Origin of the sequence: Pseudomonas sp. FSL R10-1339 (assembly GCF_009600545.1) — a bacterium.
GTDB lineage: Bacteria > Pseudomonadota > Gammaproteobacteria > Pseudomonadales > Pseudomonadaceae > Aquipseudomonas > Aquipseudomonas bubulae.
In genome coordinates, this window is sequence record NZ_WIVQ01000014.1 from 24,368 (window position 1) to 40,052 (window position 15,685).

Genomic DNA, 15,685 nt, shown 5'->3' on the forward strand with positions numbered 1-15,685 from the left:
AATTACTTACGCAGTTCGACGCGACGGTTTTGAGCCCACGACTGTTCGTCGTTGCCAGTAGCGATTGGACGCTCTTTACCGTAGGACACCAGCTCCAGCTGTGCTGGAGAAACGCCTTGCAGTACCAGGTAGCGTTGAACGGCTTTCGCACGACGCTCGCCCAGTGCCATGTTGTACTCACGAGTACCACGGGCGTCAGTGTTACCTTCCAGAACAACGCGAGCGCCGTTAGCTTTCAGGTCTTTGGCGTGAACGTCCAGAGCGCGCATTGCTTCTGGTTTCAGGTCCGAAGAATCGTATTCGAAGTAGAAAACAGTGATAGCGCGCAGAGCAGCTTCTTCGCTCAGGGAACCATCAACAGCGCCAGTGTTTGCGCCGTAACCAGCGTTTGGATCAACAGCAGCGCCTTCACCGGCATTGTCGCCGCCTTTGGACGAGCAACCTACAGCTACAGCCATGGCCAGTGCCAGCGCAGCAAATTTACCAAACTTCAGCATTTCCATCGTAAAACTCCTAATGAACCCCAAGTGTTATGTGCAACGTAAAGCTATCACCACGTCAGTTCAGGTAAGGGGACCAGGAAGGTTCTCTGACTTCGCCTTGAGCGGTAGGAAGAGGGAGCCTTACGCGTCCATTAATGGACACGAGCATCAAGACTCCCCGGCCCTGCTGGCGGGTGGCGTAGATTACCATGGTGCCGTTGGGCGCAACAGTAGCAGACTCATCAAGGTTGGTATCTGTGAGGATTTTCACGCTTCCACGCTGCAAATCTTGCGCCGCAACACGGAAATTGGTGAAACCGTCCTGACGATGGATCATTACCAGGGTCTTTTCGTCAGCCGAAAGCTTAGGACTGGCGTTGTAGTTGCCGATAAAGGTCACGCGCTCTGCGTTACCGCTGCCAACGTTGGTCTTGTAGATCTGTGGTTTGCCGCCACGGTCGGAGGTGAAATAGATGGTAGAACCATCTTTACCCCAGAAAGGTTCTGTATCAATTGCAGGGTTGTTGGTGACACGAGTCAACCCGCGGGAAGCCAGATCCATCACATAGATCTCGGCATTACCGTCCTTGGACAATACGAACGCCAGTTTCGAGCCGTCCGGCGACCATGCTGGCGCACCGTTCAGACCTTCGAAATTGGTGATCTGCTCACGGCGGCCGGTATCAATGTTCTGCACGAAGATGCGAGGACGTTTCTGCTCGAACGACACATAAGCGATGCGTTTGCCATCGGGCGCAAAACGCGGCGACAGAATCGGCTCACGGGATTGCAGCAGGGTCACGGCACGGGCACCGTCGTAGTCCGAACGTTGCAGGGTGTAACGGGTATTGGTGGCACTGGCACGCTCGGCCGTCACATAAAGAAGACGGGTGGAGAATGCACCTTTGATACCGGTCAGTTTTTCAAACGACTGATCGGAGATGTAATGCGCCATGTCCCGCAACTGCTCAGCCGTGCCCGACACACTGCCAGTCAGTACTGGCTGCTCGGTTGCAACGTTGAACAAGGCGTATTGCACCTGCAGGCGACCGCCTGCCGGCACGATATTGCCAACCATTACGTACTGGGCACCCAGGGCTTTCCAGTCGCGGAAAATGACTTCGCTGGCCTGGGTAGGCAAGCCGATCATGTTCTGCTTTGGAATCGGCGCGTAGTAACCCGAGTTGCGCAGGTCATTGCCGATAATTTCAGCCATGTCGTCCGGCAGCACTGTACCGCCCTGCCAACCAAAAGGGACTACGGCAATTGGCGTTGCCCGATCGCTGCCACTGGTGACCAGGATGTTCTTTTCATCTGCTACAGCCATCCCTGCCAGGCAGCAGACGACGACCAGCAGTCCTCGAAAAAGTTTAATCACAAGGCTAGATCCTCAGGTGTGAATGTCATCTTGAACGATCGATAAGGATTAAAATCGCTGGGCTTCATACCCTGCATTTCCGTTAAACGGCCAATATTCTTGACCGCTGCCACTGCGGAGCTGTCGAACGGTCCGTCACCGCTGGATTTGGCAACCGTCACAGAGGTTACCGTACCATCTGGCAACATGCCGATCTGCAGCACCACTGTCATGTTTTTGCGCGCCGATGGCGGACGGGCCCACCCTTCTGCTGCACGAGCACGAATCAAGTCATCGAAACTGCCGGCGACCTCATCCCCTTGCTCATCTGCCAGCGCCTGCTGGCGTTGCGGCGTATCGGAAAGCAAATCAGCCAAGGCTTGCGCCTTTTTCTCTTCGGTCGATTTACGAGCTGCTTCCACGGCCTTTTTCTTGGCGGCATCGGCAGCGGCCTTTTTCTTCGCATCTTCGGCGGATTTCTTTTTCGCCTCGTCTGCTACGGCCTTTTTCTTGGCGTCTTCAGCTGCTTTTTTCTTCGCATCTTCAGCCGCTTTTTTCTTGGCGTCTTCCGCGGCCTTTTTCTTGGCCTCTTCTTCCGCAGCCTTCTTGGCCTCTTCCTCGGATTTTTTCTTGGCTATGTCAGCCAGTTTTTTCTCTTCGGCTTTTTTGGCTTCAGTGGCCTTTTTGGCATCATCGGCTTTCTTGGCTTCATCAGCCTTCTTCGCCTCGTCTGCCTTTTTGGCCTCGCTCGCTTTGGCTTCGTCAGCCTTCTTGGCTTCTGCAGCTTTTTCGGCAGCCTCTTCTTTCTTTTGTTCCGCAGCTTTTACAGCTTCCTGCTCAACCTTCTTTTGTTCCATCTGCTCGACTTCGGTCTGGCGCGCGGCGGATTTCTTCGCCTCACCCGCAATCTTTTGATTGGTCTGGGTGGTCGCCTGACTTTTGGACTTGAGCTGGTACAAGGTCGCCTGAACAATCGGTTTGGAAGGCGGCAGTTCCGGAGTCATGGCAAAGCTGACAAACAGCATGCCAAAAATCAGGACGTGCAACCCTACCGCCCAGACTGCAGGCCAAAAATAGTTTTCAGAGGCGGACGGCTCCCGCTGTTCGCGCATCAGGGAGCCTCGGTTATCAAGCCAACGTTACCGACCCCGGCCTTCTGCAGACCACCCATAGCCCCCATTACCGCCCCGTAATCCACGGTCTTGTCACCGCGAATAAACACCTGGGTGTGCTTGCCGCCTTCATTGCCTGCGCGGATGATCTTGGTCACGGCGTCAGTCATCTGGGGCAAGGTCATTGCCTTGTCCATCTGCTTGTCGGTGTCGACTTCGCTGCCAAGGTTCCAGAAATAGGTCTTGTCAGCCTTGATCGAAATGGTCAGAACCTGGGTATTGTTGTCTTGCGGCAAAGCCTCGCTGGAGACCTTGGGCAAATCAACCTTCACACCCTGGTTGAGCATCGGTGCGGTCACCATGAAAATGACCAGCAGCACCAGCATCACGTCGATGTAAGGCACTACGTTCATCTCGGCGACCGGCTTGCGCTTTTTACGCGCTCGAGCGATTAAAGCCATTGGAAATTACCTGCTTATTCTTCGCTGGTGTGCACTTTGCGGTGCAGGATCGCCTGGAATTCATCGGCGAAGGTGTAGTAGCGGCCGATCAGCGTTTCGCTACGGGCAGCAAAACGGTTGTAAGCAATAACTGCCGGGATGGCCGCGAACAAGCCGATGGCCGTTGCGATCAGTGCTTCGGCAATGCCTGGCGCTACAGTCGCCAGTGTCGCCTGCTGGGCAGTGGCCAGGCCACGGAAGGAGTTCATGATGCCCCATACGGTACCGAACAGGCCGATATACGGGCTTACGGAACCAACGGTGGCCAGGAACGGCAAGCTTTGCTCAAGCTTTTCTTCTTCACGGGAGATGGCCACGCGCATGGCACGCGCCACACCTTCCATAACCGCTTCAGGATCAACGCCCGGCTGCTGACGCAGACGCGAGAACTCTTTGAAACCGGCACGAAAGATTTGTTCCACGCCCGAGTCCGGATCCGGATTGCTACCTGCCTGACGATACAGTTTCGACAGGTCGATACCCGACCAAAAACGCTCTTCAAAGCTTTCAAGGGCACGTCGACCGGCGCGCAACATGGTGCTGCGCTGAAAAATCATGACCCACGAGGTAACCGATGCGGCCAGCAGGGTCAACATTACCAACTGCACAACAATGCTGGCATTGCTGACCAAGCTCCACATGGAGGAATGGTCGACGACGTTAGCTTCCACGCTTTATCTCCTGCTCTAAATGTTTACCCGCGCCGCTCACGTCGGCAAAGGCCGTACGTAGAGCTTCGGGAATGGCTCGGGGTTTAAAACTATCGGCGCGCACACAGGCCACCAAAAACTGCCCTTCACAGAGCAGCGTTGCATCTGCAGCCCGCCAGACCTGCTGCTTGAAACGCAGGCTGGCACGGTTGAGTTCCATCACTTGCGCACTTACCAACAGTTCGTCGTCCAGTCGCGCCGGTGCGTGGTAGCGCGCCTCGCTGGAATGCACGACAAATAACAGGTTCTCGCCTGCCAGCGCGGACTGGGCAAACCCCAATTCCCGCAGCCTTTCGGTTCGAGCCCGCTCCATAAACTTTAGATAATTTACGTAATACACGACGCCACCCGCATCGGTGTCCTCGTAATAAACGCGACAGCGATGTGCGAACGGCTCAAGCCTGTTTTGCGCGCGCATACTCTAGTGCTTACTCCTCAGGTTGCCAATCCGCCAAACCACTGTTTTTTACGCTTCTTGGCCTTTATGACCGAAGATTTTCAGCGCCAGTCCTTGAGACAGCAAAAACCTTAAAAAAATCGACCGCTAACGGCTTATTAATCATCCAAAGCATTCAGAAATTCGTCTACCACAGGCATATCGCCTAATCGTGACGGAATGTTTAAACCAAAGTGCAAATACGCATGCCGGGTCACAACGCGACCACGCGGCGTACGCATGATGTAACCCTGCTGAATCAGATACGGCTCCAGCACATCTTCAATCGTATGACGCTCTTCGCTGATTGCTGCGGCAAGGCTATCGACTCCCACAGGCCCGCCATCGAACTTCTCGATCATGGTCAGCAGCAATCGCCGGTCCTGATGATCAAAACCATGCTCATCTACGTCCAGCAGGTTCAACGCCAGGTCAGCGACCGGCTTGGTGATATGCCCCTTGGCACGCACCTCGGCAAAATCCCGCACACGACGCAGCAAACGGTTGGCGATACGCGGTGTCCCGCGAGCCCGCCGGGCAATTTCATACGCACCTTCAGGGTCGAGCGGCAAACCGAAGATACCCGCCGAGCGACTGACAATCGTCGCCAGGTCGTCAGTACTATAGAACTCCAGCCGCTGAACAATCCCGAAACGATCACGCAACGGGTTGGTCAGCATCCCGGCGCGCGTGGTCGCCCCCACCAGGGTAAAAGGCGGCAGATCGAGTTTGATGGAACGCGCAGCTGGCCCTTCGCCAATCATGATATCGAGCTGGAAGTCCTCCATGGCCGGGTAAAGCACTTCCTCGACAATGGGTGAAAGGCGATGGATTTCATCGATAAAGAGCACATCATGGGGCTCGAGATTGGTCAGCAGCGCAGCCAGATCACCCGGGCGCTCCAGAACAGGCCCGGAAGTGCTCTTGATCGATACGCCCATTTCCTGGGCGATGATGTTGGCCAGCGTCGTCTTGCCCAGCCCGGGTGGCCCAAAGATCAATGTGTGATCCAGCGATTCGGCACGCCCGCGCGCAGCCTGGATAAACAGCTCCATCTGCTCGCGAACGGTGGGCTGGCCAATATAGTCGGCCAGGCTCAGAGGCCGAATCGCCCGATCCTGAACTTCTTCCCGGTCCCGCCCGCTTGAGGCTGTAATCAGTCGATCAGCTTCAATCACTTAAATCATCCCCTTGAGGGCTCGGCGAATCATGTCTTCACTGCTCAACGTTTTATCCTTGATCGCAGAAACCGCCTTGCTCGCTTCCTGAGGCTTATAGCCCAGGGAGATCAAGGCACTCACCGCATCACTTTCAGCGCTGGCGACCGGCACCGGAGCATCCGGCTGATTAGGGACCAGGGCGAACATGCTGGGTACTTGCTCCCACGCCTTGAAACGATCCTTCAACTCTACCAGCAGTCGTTCCGCGGTCTTTTTGCCCACCCCCGGAACCTTGGTCAAGGCCGATGTGTCCTGAGCCTGCACACAGCGCACAAGCTCGTCGACTTCCAGGCTGGACATCAACGCCAGCGCCAGCTTGGGGCCGACGCCGTTGAGCCGGATCAGCTCACGAAAAAAGTCACGCTCGCGCTTGCCTATGAAACCATAGAGCAACTGGGCGTCTTCGCGAACCACAAGATGGGTATGCAGGGTCAGTGGCTCGCCGACAGACGGTAATCGATAAAGCGTGGTCATCGGTACTTCCAGCTCATAACCCAAGCCGTTTACATCGAGAATCAGGTGCGGCGGCTGTTTTTCAGCCAGAGTGCCGCGCAAGCGTCCAATCACGTTTCAGATCCTTTCACTGGCCAGATCAATGGCTGACAAATACAAAGACAGAGCCGCATCATTACAGATGAAGCCCTGCCAGGTAGCCCAATCCAGTTAAAAATTGCGTTTCACAGGCGCAAACGCCCGCCACGGCTACGGGCCGCACCCAGCCCGTGGGGCAGCAAGCTGGAGCGAGTGTGGGCATGGCACAAGGCAATCGCAAGGGCATCCGACGCATCGATTTGCGGCTTGCTGGTCAGCTTGAGCAGGTGCATGACCATCATCATCACCTGTTCTTTATTGGCGCCACCTGTACCCGCCACCGCCTGCTTGACCTGGGTTGCCGAATACTCGGCGATCTCCAGGTTTTCTTCGGCTCCCGCAACAATGGCCGCGCCCCTGGCCTGCCCCAGCTTGAGAGCCGAATCGGCATTGCGGGCCATAAACACCTTTTCGATGCCCATGGTGACAGGACCGTACGTCTGAATAACCTCACGCACCCCACGATAGACGATCTGCAACCGCTCATGCAGTTCGCCGCTCCCCGTACGAATACATCCCGAAGCCACGTACACACAGCCACGCCCAGTGTCTCGCACGACGCCATAACCGGTGATTCGCGAACCCGGATCGATACCAAGAATAAGAGTCATAACGCCTACAGCTTATGAAGTGATGCCCACCGGCACATACCCGGACAGCTTAAAGGCAGAAGCCGGAGGTGCCCAGCGCCGCGATTGTCGCGACGGAGCACCTCCGGCCTCTTGATTGACGCAATCGCTCAGGCAAGCTGTTCCAGGACGGCGTCAGGGATTTCAGCATTGGAGTAGACGTTTTGGACGTCATCCAGGTCTTCAAGCATGTCGATCAACTTGAGAACCTTTTCTGCGCCCTCCAGATCAAGCTCGGCACTGGTGGTCGGCAACATGACGATTTCAGCATCCGTCGGCTTGAACCCTGCCGCTTCCAGGGCGTTACGCACGGCATAGAAGCTGGAGAACGACGTGAACACATCGATGGAGCCATCTTCGTTGGTCACCACGTCGTCGGCATCGGCCTCCATCGCGGCTTCCATCAAGGCATCCTCATCAACGCCGGCTGCATAGGAGATCTGGCCCTTGCGCTCGAACAGATAGGCAACAGAACCGTCAGTACCCAGGTTGCCGCCACACTTGCTGAACGCATGGCGTACAGCCGCGGCAGTACGGTTACGGTTGTCGGTCATGCACTCGACCATTACGGCTACGCCACCCGGGCCATAGCCTTCGTAGCTCAATTCGACCATGTCATCGGTATCAGCCGCACCGGCACCACGGGCCACGGCGCGATCAATGATATCGCGACTCATGTTCGCCCCAAGGGCCTTGTCCAGCGCCAGACGCAGGCGCGGATTGGAACTCGGATCGCCGCCACCTTGACGGGCAGCAACGGTCAGTTCACGGATCCACTTGGTGAAAATCTTGCCTTTTTTGGCATCCTGACGCTCTTTGCGGTGCTTGATGTTCGCCCACTTAGAATGACCTGCCATAACGCACTCCGAATCCCTTTAAAAACCTTGCCAGGCCAAGGCCTGACAATAAAAATTCTCGACCCCAAATGCAAAGGCGCACCCGAAGATGCGCCTTTGAAGGTCAGACTTACTCTGCCTTGGCTTGTTCGCGCAAACGAATATGCAGCTCGCGCAACGCTTTGGCGTCAACCACGCCAGGTGCTTGTGTCATGACACAGGCAGCACTCTGGGTTTTCGGGAAGGCAATCACTTCACGAATCGATTGTGCACCGGTCATCAGCATGACCAGACGATCCAGACCGAAGGCCAGGCCACCATGGGGCGGCGCGCCGTACTTCAGGGCGTCCAGCAGGAAGCCGAATTTCTCTTCCTGCTCGGCTTCTTCGATACCCAGCAGGCGGAATACCGCTTGCTGCATTTCCTTGCGGTGGATACGGATCGAACCGCCACCCAGCTCGGTACCGTTCAAGACCATATCGTAGGCACGGGAGATCGCGGTTGCCGGGTTGGCTTCCAGCTCTTCAGGCGAGCACTTCGGTGCAGTGAACGGGTGGTGCAAGGCGCTGAAGCTGCCGTCGTCGTTCTCTTCGAACATCGGGAAGTCGACCACCCACATAGGGGCCCACTCGCAGGTCAGCAGGTTCAGGTCGTTACCCACCTTGATACGCAGCGCGCCCAGGGCCTCGCTGACGATCTTGGCCTTGTCGGCACCGAAGAACACGATATCGCCATCGACGGCACCGACGCGATCCAGGATCACGTTCAGGTTGGCCTCAGGGATGTTTTTAACGATCGGCGACTGCAGACCTTCCACGCCTTTGGCGCGCTCGTTGACCTTGATGTACGCCAGGCCTTTGGCACCGTAGATGCCGACAAACTTGGTGTAGTCGTCGATCTGCTTGCGCGGCATGCTTGCAGCACCCGGAACCCGCAGGGCCGCAATACGGCATTTAGGATCGTTGGCCGGGCCGCTGAACACTTTGAAATCCACGTCTTTGAGCTGATCGGCAACGTCAACCAGTTCCAGCGGGTTACGCAGGTCAGGCTTGTCGGAGCCGTAGCGGCGCATGGCCTCTTCGAAGGTCATGTGCGGGAATTCGCCGAATTCCAGATCCAGCACTTCCTTGAACAGGTTGCGGATCATGCCTTCGGTAAGGCCCATGATGTCTTTTTCATCGAGGAAGCTGGTTTCGATGTCGATCTGAGTGAACTCAGGCTGACGGTCAGCACGCAGGTCTTCGTCGCGGAAGCACTTGGCGATCTGGTAGTAACGGTCAAAACCGGCCACCATCAGCAACTGCTTGAACAGCTGTGGCGATTGCGGCAGTGCAAAGAACGAACCGGCGTGAGTACGGCTAGGCACCAGGTAGTCACGTGCGCCTTCAGGGGTGGCACGGGTCAGGATCGGTGTTTCAACGTCCAGGAAGCCGTTTTCGTCCAGGTAACGACGAATGCTGGTGGTCATGCGCGAACGCAGGCGCAGCTTCTCGAGCATTTCCGGGCGACGCAAGTCGATAAAGCGGTAGCGCAAACGGGTTTCTTCGCCGACATCCGAGAATTCGTTAAGCGGGAATGGCGGGGTTTCTGCTTCGTTCAGCACTTCCAGCTCATAGCCCAGCACTTCGATCATGCCCGACGCCATGTTGGTATTGCCTGCACCGGCAGGACGCAGACGTACCTTGCCGGTGATCTTGACAACATACTCGCTGCGCACACGGTCGGCAGCGGCGAAGGTCTCAGCGCGATCCGGGTCGAAAACCACCTGGGCCAGACCATCACGATCACGGATATCGAGGAAAATCACCCCACCGTGGTCACGGCGACGGTGAACCCATCCGCAAAGGGTAATTTCCTGGCCGTCCAGGCTTTCGTTCAGTTGGCCGCAATAATGGCTGCGCATCATGGTAGTGGTTTCACTTCTCGTAATTCGAAATTCGGTGGAGGTCTTGCGCACCGTCGGTGCTGGTAACCTTGCAAGAGCCCGCTTGTGTTCTGACTGCTTTCGCTAGACCTCAGTCGGATTTATCGCCGCCTGCCAGATTCTTTTTCGAGCCTGTCTTGAAGTCTGTTTCATACCAGCCTGTACCGCTAAGGCGGAAACCCGGCATGGACAGCATTTTCTTCAGCTCGGGGGCCTGACAGGCTGGACAATCAACCAGCGGTGCAGCGCTGATCTTTTGAATGGCTTCCAGCTGATGACCACAGGAAGCGCACTGGTAATCGTACATGGGCATTGGCGTGTCTCGACAATCCGTTAGCGGCAACCCTTAAGCAGGGCCGCACAGCAAAGAGCGAGATTATATCTGGTAAATCGAGCCATTGCAGCCGCATGAACAGCCAGAAGCGCCTAAATGCATCATAAATATTGGGCGATTACAAGCCGTCGAGCATGCACCTCCAGCCGGCTGCGGCCTTCAACCCGCAAACACCTGCTGCTGTTTTACCTCCTGAAGGCCGCGACCCATTTTCAACAAATGCATGACGCAGACGACCCGAATGAACCCACTGAAGTTCTTCACCCCGCCATGGCGCAAGTGAACCTCCAGGTCGATATAGGACAGCAGCGTATTTATTGAACACTTGTTGATACGTGACATATCGGACAACACCTCCCAATACACTTCCTCAAGCCGCAAACAGGTGGCAAAGCCATTCAACCGTACTGAACGTGATAATGGCCGGGCCAGCGTGATGCCAAAATCCAGAATGGCAGGGTCAATCCTGACCCTCTGCATTAATCTGCACCCGGCATTTTCTTGCCGCATCAATCGCCCCATCGCAAAAGCACTCCATTGCGCATCATTGGATTTGATTACTCTTTTTTCAAAGAACTTGCCTCATAAAACGACATGTAAAAATTCTTATCCAGCGGATCAAACCCGCAAATCTGTAGGAGCGCTCTCGCTACGTGCGGCGAATATGGTCATGGACGGAGCAGGCAGCACCCCCATCAGATCACACCACCCCCCAACCCCCAGACCAGAGGCCTACATGCGTCTAAGACAAGGCTTTCGTAATAAGCTGATTTTGCCTAGGCCTCATCGAACAGTCTCACTCACAGATAGACCCATACGCTTAATTTGAGTAGACCCAAGCTTTGCTGTTAAATAGGCAGCGTGTTGCCCAATTTTCGCCTCCGGCGAGGGCGCATAGGCTGATGAACTCACGTGTCCAGCGCCTCCATTTTTTCTGAAGCGAACCGTGCGCAATCAGCTCTTCCTTGCGATCTATCTTAATGTGAGTCATTGAAATGTTGAAAATCGTCCACCTGATAACGGGTGCAGCGGCTTTGCTGCTGTCCTTTATTCCCAGCCTGCAATCTGAAGCTTTACCTTACCTACAACATCCTGATGCCCTTTACCTGGCGTTTTTTGGCCTGCTGAACCTGACACTGGCCCCAGTCATTCCATTCTGGAATAAAGGCCCGCGCCATCAACTGCAGAATCTGGTCAGTGCGCTGCTGGTACTGTCCGTTGTCCTGCAGACCCTGACCCTGTTCGGCCTGCTGCTGCCGATTGGTGATCAGCCCGCTGTTCTCCTGGGCCTGACACCTGCTGTTATTGCCGTACTGCTTCATCTTGCTGTCAGCTTCTATAAATCGTCACCTTCGTCGTCCTCGCAAAGCTATGACATGACCAACCGCGATACAGGGACTGTCAAATGGTTCAACACCTCAAAGGGTTTCGGCTTTATCTCCCGAGATTCCGGTGATGATATTTTTGTACACTTCCGCGCCATTCGTGGCGAGGGCCACCGTGTTTTGGTGGAAGGGCAACGTGTCGAGTTCTCGGTCATGAACCGCGACAAGGGCCTGCAGGCCGAAGACGTGATCGCAGCATTGCCGCGCCGCTGATTCAAGCCTGAAAAAAAACCGCGATCAGCCAGGCTGAATCGCGGTTTTTTTATGCCTGCACAAAACAATCAATAGTGCGGTGGCGGAGCCTCTTCTTCAAACGACTCGAACTGCCCGCCCATTTCCTCCTGGCGCTTGAGCAAGGCGGCCATCTGCATCTGCAGACGATCCACGGTGTTCTGCTGGGCCACCAGTACATCATTCAATGCCTGAATGGTGTCATCCTGAAAAGCCACGCGGCTTTCAAGGTCCATCACTCGCGCTTCAAGCGTCACGATCAACCCTCCGAAATAGTAAAACTTGCATCAAGAGCCGATGCCAGCCTGTCCCGGATAGCACGCACCTCTGCCGGCGCATAGGGTTTTGCAGGATGCTTGCCCCAGACAGGCCCTGGCCATGCCACATCAGCCCGGTAACGAACAATCACATGCATGTGCAACTGACTGACGACATTACCCAGGGTGGCAACATTGATTTTATCCGCACCGTACGACTCTTTCAGCACCCGCGCCAAAGCCGTGGTCTCAGCCCACATCCGCTGTTGGTCGGCGTCATCCAATTGAAACAGTTCAGTTATACCCTCGCGTCGCGGCACCAGGATAAACCAGGGGTAATTCGAATCATTGGAAAGCAGCAAGCGGCACAAGGGGAAGTCCCCTATCAGCCAGGTATCCTCTTGAAGACGTGTATCCAAAGCGAACACTGGGAGCTCTCCTGTTTGACCGTTCATTTCAGCACAACCCGGCACCCGGTGACACTCACCGCAGGCCAGACGACAGGAATCAAGGATACCCTTGATTGCGACTGGCATCACGCCTCCAGCCCTGCACGCACCGCAAATGCGGCGCTGCACGCCCAAGCAACAGTGCTCGAACACTTATGCACCAAAACTGCACAAAGCGCATGTTTCAAGCGCGCCAAAACGTCACCTGCCACCCCAGCGGGTGTTAACCGGTAACGCTTAAGGCGTAAATCCGGGACAGGCACCACTCCTTGCAACAAAAAACAACACCCTGAAGGCAGCTTTATCGCCGTTTGACCCAAGCAAGATCAGGCCTCATAGCTCAAAAACGCAGAATATTATTTATTTTTCATCCAGGCAGGAATTTGAGCACGCTTGTTGCATAGATCATTGACACAGTCGCCAGGCCTGAGCAGGAGCACAGCAACCTGACGATAAATAACAATAGCTAAACAGTAGGAATTTTGAGTTTTCATTGTAGGCAACATGAAATCAATCATATGCCCAACACTGGAAACAGTACTGAATAGATGCTCAAACAAGGCTCTAAGCGGCGCGCTTGCGACATGTGGGGTGCCATTTGCGACATGGCTGTAAAGAAGCTGAAAGGTTATGAGAGCAAGTATCGCCAATATTGCCGGCGTGATATAAGTTTGCGCCGACACAAAAAGAAAGAGCCGCCCAGATAATAATTCAGGTGGGACGGCAGTACTCTTCCTAAAAACCAAAGGAGCAAATCACGATGCGCGTGATGAAGTGGAGCATGATCGCCCTGGCTGTTTCAGCCGGCACTACTCAGTTCGCAATGGCTTCGTCCCAGGACGACGCAAAAGGTTTCGTTGAAGACAGCACTCTGACTTCCAAAACCCGCATGCTGTACATGAACCGCGACTTCCGTAACGGTGCTGGCAACAAGAAGCAGGACGATGGTTCGTTCAAAAGCGGCTACCGTGAAGATTGGGGCCTGAGCGAGCTGCTTAACTACCAGTCCGGCTTCACCCAAGGCACCATTGGTGTCGGTGTTGATGCTTTCGCCATGGGTACTGCACGCTTGGATGGCGGTGCCGGTCGCCAGGGCAACGGCCTGTTCGCCAGCAAAAGCGATGGCTCCCCTGAAGATACCCAAGGGAAAATCGGCGGCGCGGTCAAATTCCGCCTGTCCGACACCGAGCTGAAATACGGCAACCAGTTCGTCGCCAGCCCGGTTTTCTCCACTGACGACAGCCGCCTGCTGCCTGAGGTTGCTACCGGCACCCTGATCACCAGCAAGGAAATCAAAGGCCTGGAGCTGACCGCAGGTCGCTTCACCGCACTGAGCTCCCAGACTGGCATGGCCCGTGACAGCATCAACGGCAAAGGTGAGCCAGGCCTGACCGCCGCCAATATTGCCGGCGCAACCTACCAGTTCACTGACAACTTCGTCGGCGGCATTGCCGCATCCGATGTTGATGACTACTTCAAGAAGCAGTACATCAACCTGAACTACACCCTGCCAATCGCAGAGTCTCAAGCCCTGAACTTCGACTTCAACGGCTACAGAACCTCGAGCCAGGGTCAGGAACGCGCCGGCGACGTTGACAACAAAATCTGGAGCCTGGCAGCCGCCTATAGCCTGGGCGCCCACAAGTTCACCATCGCTCACCAGCGCTCCACCGGTGACAGCGCTTACTACTACAGCGTAGACGGCGGCGGTACTATTTTCCTCGCCAACTCCGTGCAATATTCCGACTTCAACCAGCGTGACGAACGCTCCTGGCAGGGTCGCTACGACCTGAACATGGCCAGCTACGGCGTGCCAGGCCTGAGCTTCATGGCTCGCTACGTGAAAGGTGACAACATCTCCACCAGCACGGGCGAAGGCAAAGAGCACGAGTTCGACTTCGAGACCAAATACGTATTGCAGGAAGGCCCGGCCAAAGACCTGTCCTTGCGTCTGCGTAGCGCGGTTTACCGCACCAACGGCAACAACAGCGTGAACGGCACAGACAACAACGACGTACGTATCATTGCCGAGTACCCACTGAACATCTTGTAACCAAGGCCTAAGGGCTCTAGTTGCAAACACACTGTTTAGTGAAAGCCACGCACCTGTCTCAGGGCGTGGCTTTTTATTTGCCGACATAAAACCAAGTTATATAGCAAGCTAACTAACAGAGTCGAATGCAACTAATTATCAGTTATACATATATGTCCGATCTTGCATTCGCAGCGGCGACCACAAGCGACAAAAACAATTAAAGGGGCCTTAGCCCCTTTAATTGTTTATCCAGACCTGACTCAATAATCAGGTGCAGTTCCCAGCCTTATTGCGCCGCTACTTCCTGAACCACACGTACTACACGCTGCGGAAAAGGAATATCAATACCTTCAGCCTTTAAGCGGTCACGCGAATGCTCGTTGAGCATAAAGAGTACATCCCAGTAATCCGGGGTGTTGACCCAAACCCGCAGCGACATGGTGATAGCACTGTCGCCCAAGGCAGTCACCACAACGACCGGAGCAGGCTGCTTCAGCACGCGCGGGTCATCGGCCAGCGCCAACAACACTTCACGCACCTTCTGCAGGTCCGCCTCGTAGTCCACACCCACATCAAACACCACCTTGCGCGTCGGCTGACGGTTGTAGTTGGTGATGATGCCGTTGGACAGGTTACCGTTTGGCACGATGACGGTTTTGTTGTCACCGGTACGCAGCACCGTGTGGAAAATCTGAATGCTGTCGACAGTCCCGCTTACACCTTGAGCTTCGATCCAGTCACCGATCTTGAACGGGCGGAACAACAGAATCAGTACCCCACCTGCAAAGTTGGCCAGGCTGCCCTGCAATGCCAGGCCAATGGCCAGACCTGCCGCACCGATGGCTGCCACAAACGAGGTGGTCTGAATACCGATCATCGATGCAACACTGATAATCAGCAATATCTTGAGAATGATATTGGCCAGGCTGCTGATAAAGCCCTGCAGCGCAAGATCCGCCTTTCTCAACGCCAGCAACTGACCGATCTTGGTCGTCAGGCGGTTAATCAGCCACCAGCCGACAGCCAGGGTAACCAGTGCCAGCAGCACGCGACTGCCGTACTCCATGATCATCGGAACCCAGGCCTGGGAGGCCTTGATCAATTGATCAACTTCAGTGTTCAAATCCATTTTTATCTCCTCACGCCATTACCAGCCAGCGTCATTTATTCAGCAAAACGATCGAGCCACCCTGGCAG

General features: G+C 55.3%; 18 protein-coding genes. 2 read left to right on the forward strand and 16 right to left on the reverse strand.

The annotated features are described in order from the left end of the window. Window positions 1-2: 2 nt before the first annotated feature. The 13 genes from pal to GHO03_RS06995 all read right to left on the reverse strand — a co-directional run bounded on the left by pal (window position 3) and on the right by GHO03_RS06995 (window position 10,653). Window positions 3-503, reverse strand: a complete 501-nt coding sequence (gene pal / locus GHO03_RS06935; protein ID WP_003441254.1) for a peptidoglycan-associated lipoprotein Pal — start codon at window positions 501-503, stop codon at window positions 3-5. A 55-nt stretch (window positions 504-558) separates the two neighbouring features. Further along, window positions 559-1,809, reverse strand: a complete 1,251-nt coding sequence (tolB, locus tag GHO03_RS06940; RefSeq protein ID WP_016782234.1) for a Tol-Pal system beta propeller repeat protein TolB — start codon at window positions 1,807-1,809, stop codon at window positions 559-561. A gap of 47 nt (window positions 1,810-1,856) precedes the next feature. Further along, complete coding sequence (tolA, locus tag GHO03_RS06945) at window positions 1,857-2,951, reverse strand: cell envelope integrity protein TolA (RefSeq protein ID WP_133144214.1); 1,095 nt, start codon at window positions 2,949-2,951, stop codon at window positions 1,857-1,859. Continuing rightward, window positions 2,951-3,403 (reverse strand): protein TolR, encoded by a 453-nt coding sequence (gene tolR / locus GHO03_RS06950; RefSeq protein WP_162200692.1) that lies wholly within the window; start codon window positions 3,401-3,403, stop codon window positions 2,951-2,953. The genes tolA and tolR overlap by 1 nt, the downstream gene beginning before the upstream one ends. 23 nt (window positions 3,404-3,426) lie before the next feature. Further along, window positions 3,427-4,122, reverse strand: coding sequence for a protein TolQ (gene tolQ, locus GHO03_RS06955; protein ID WP_048363571.1), 696 nt, complete (start codon window positions 4,120-4,122; stop codon window positions 3,427-3,429). Next, entirely contained in the window at window positions 4,112-4,579 is a 468-nt protein-coding gene (gene ybgC, locus GHO03_RS06960) for a tol-pal system-associated acyl-CoA thioesterase (protein WP_016782230.1), read from the reverse strand. The genes tolQ and ybgC overlap by 11 nt, the downstream gene beginning before the upstream one ends. A 137-nt stretch (window positions 4,580-4,716) precedes the next feature. Continuing rightward, a complete protein-coding gene (ruvB, locus tag GHO03_RS06965; protein WP_095001776.1) occupies window positions 4,717-5,775 on the reverse strand; it encodes a Holliday junction branch migration DNA helicase RuvB in 1,059 nt (352 codons plus the stop codon). After that, window positions 5,776-6,384, reverse strand: coding sequence for a Holliday junction branch migration protein RuvA (gene ruvA / locus GHO03_RS06970; protein ID WP_095001777.1), 609 nt, complete (start codon window positions 6,382-6,384; stop codon window positions 5,776-5,778). A gap of 110 nt (window positions 6,385-6,494) precedes the next feature. Then, a complete protein-coding gene (gene ruvC / locus GHO03_RS06975; RefSeq protein ID WP_029611572.1) occupies window positions 6,495-7,019 on the reverse strand; it encodes a crossover junction endodeoxyribonuclease RuvC in 525 nt (174 codons plus the stop codon). A gap of 128 nt (window positions 7,020-7,147) precedes the next feature. Then, window positions 7,148-7,894: a YebC/PmpR family DNA-binding transcriptional regulator gene (locus GHO03_RS06980; RefSeq protein WP_016782226.1), complete on the reverse strand. Its 747-nt coding sequence runs from the start codon at window positions 7,892-7,894 to the stop codon at window positions 7,148-7,150. A 109-nt stretch (window positions 7,895-8,003) separates the two neighbouring features. Continuing rightward, window positions 8,004-9,779 carry an aspartate--tRNA ligase gene (gene aspS / locus GHO03_RS06985; RefSeq protein ID WP_016782225.1) on the reverse strand — a complete coding sequence of 592 codons (1,776 nt, stop codon included), beginning with the start codon at window positions 9,777-9,779 and terminating at the stop codon, window positions 8,004-8,006. A 109-nt stretch (window positions 9,780-9,888) separates the two neighbouring features. After that, entirely contained in the window at window positions 9,889-10,110 is a 222-nt protein-coding gene (locus tag GHO03_RS06990) for an FmdB family zinc ribbon protein (protein ID WP_029611571.1), read from the reverse strand. Between the two features lie 180 nt (window positions 10,111-10,290). Further along, complete coding sequence (locus GHO03_RS06995; RefSeq protein ID WP_153399449.1) at window positions 10,291-10,653, reverse strand: ribbon-helix-helix domain-containing protein; 363 nt, start codon at window positions 10,651-10,653, stop codon at window positions 10,291-10,293. A 473-nt stretch (window positions 10,654-11,126) separates the two neighbouring features. Between GHO03_RS06995 and GHO03_RS25735 the strand changes: the two genes are divergently transcribed. Next, entirely contained in the window at window positions 11,127-11,729 is a 603-nt protein-coding gene (locus GHO03_RS25735; protein ID WP_095001779.1) for a cold-shock protein, read from the forward strand. 68 nt (window positions 11,730-11,797) lie between these two features. Here GHO03_RS25735 and GHO03_RS07005 read toward each other — a convergent pair whose 3' ends face one another. Both GHO03_RS07005 and GHO03_RS07010 read right to left on the reverse strand, forming a co-directional pair. Further along, window positions 11,798-12,004, reverse strand: a complete 207-nt coding sequence (locus GHO03_RS07005) for a SlyX family protein (protein ID WP_095019267.1) — start codon at window positions 12,002-12,004, stop codon at window positions 11,798-11,800. Window positions 12,005-12,006: 2 nt separating this feature from the next. Next, window positions 12,007-12,432, reverse strand: coding sequence for an HIT domain-containing protein (locus GHO03_RS07010; protein ID WP_169916863.1), 426 nt, complete (start codon window positions 12,430-12,432; stop codon window positions 12,007-12,009). 781 nt (window positions 12,433-13,213) lie between these two features. Here GHO03_RS07010 and GHO03_RS07015 point away from each other — a divergent pair. Continuing rightward, a complete protein-coding gene (locus tag GHO03_RS07015) occupies window positions 13,214-14,506 on the forward strand; it encodes an OprD family porin (RefSeq protein WP_153399451.1) in 1,293 nt (430 codons plus the stop codon). Window positions 14,507-14,774: 268 nt separating this feature from the next. Here the strand turns inward: GHO03_RS07015 and GHO03_RS07020 are convergent, their stop codons facing one another. Beyond that, window positions 14,775-15,617 (reverse strand): mechanosensitive ion channel family protein, encoded by an 843-nt coding sequence (locus GHO03_RS07020; RefSeq protein ID WP_153399453.1) that lies wholly within the window; start codon window positions 15,615-15,617, stop codon window positions 14,775-14,777. Between the last annotated feature and the right edge of the window lie 68 nt (window positions 15,618-15,685).

Excerpts from the sequence above, each read along its gene's own strand:
- GHO03_RS06980 (WP_016782226.1), bottom strand. The coding sequence starts at position 7,894 with ATGGCAGGTCATTCTAAGTGGGCGAACATCAAGCACCGCAAAGAGCGT.
- pal (WP_003441254.1), bottom strand. The coding sequence starts at position 503 with ATGGAAATGCTGAAGTTTGGTAAATTTGCTGCGCTGGCACTGGCCATG.
- GHO03_RS06995 (WP_153399449.1), bottom strand. The coding sequence starts at position 10,653 with ATGGGGCGATTGATGCGGCAAGAAAATGCCGGGTGCAGATTAATGCAG.
- GHO03_RS07020 (WP_153399453.1), bottom strand. The coding sequence starts at position 15,617 with ATGGATTTGAACACTGAAGTTGATCAATTGATCAAGGCCTCCCAGGCC.
- ybgC (WP_016782230.1), bottom strand. The coding sequence starts at position 4,579 with ATGCGCGCGCAAAACAGGCTTGAGCCGTTCGCACATCGCTGTCGCGTT.
- aspS (WP_016782225.1), bottom strand. The coding sequence starts at position 9,779 with ATGATGCGCAGCCATTATTGCGGCCAACTGAACGAAAGCCTGGACGGC.
- tolA (WP_133144214.1), bottom strand. The coding sequence starts at position 2,951 with ATGCGCGAACAGCGGGAGCCGTCCGCCTCTGAAAACTATTTTTGGCCT.
- ruvC (WP_029611572.1), bottom strand. The coding sequence starts at position 7,019 with ATGACTCTTATTCTTGGTATCGATCCGGGTTCGCGAATCACCGGTTAT.
- GHO03_RS25735 (WP_095001779.1), top strand. The coding sequence starts at position 11,127 with ATGTTGAAAATCGTCCACCTGATAACGGGTGCAGCGGCTTTGCTGCTG.
- GHO03_RS06990 (WP_029611571.1), bottom strand. The coding sequence starts at position 10,110 with ATGCCCATGTACGATTACCAGTGCGCTTCCTGTGGTCATCAGCTGGAA.
- GHO03_RS07015 (WP_153399451.1), top strand. The coding sequence starts at position 13,214 with ATGCGCGTGATGAAGTGGAGCATGATCGCCCTGGCTGTTTCAGCCGGC.
- tolB (WP_016782234.1), bottom strand. The coding sequence starts at position 1,809 with ATGGCTGTAGCAGATGAAAAGAACATCCTGGTCACCAGTGGCAGCGAT.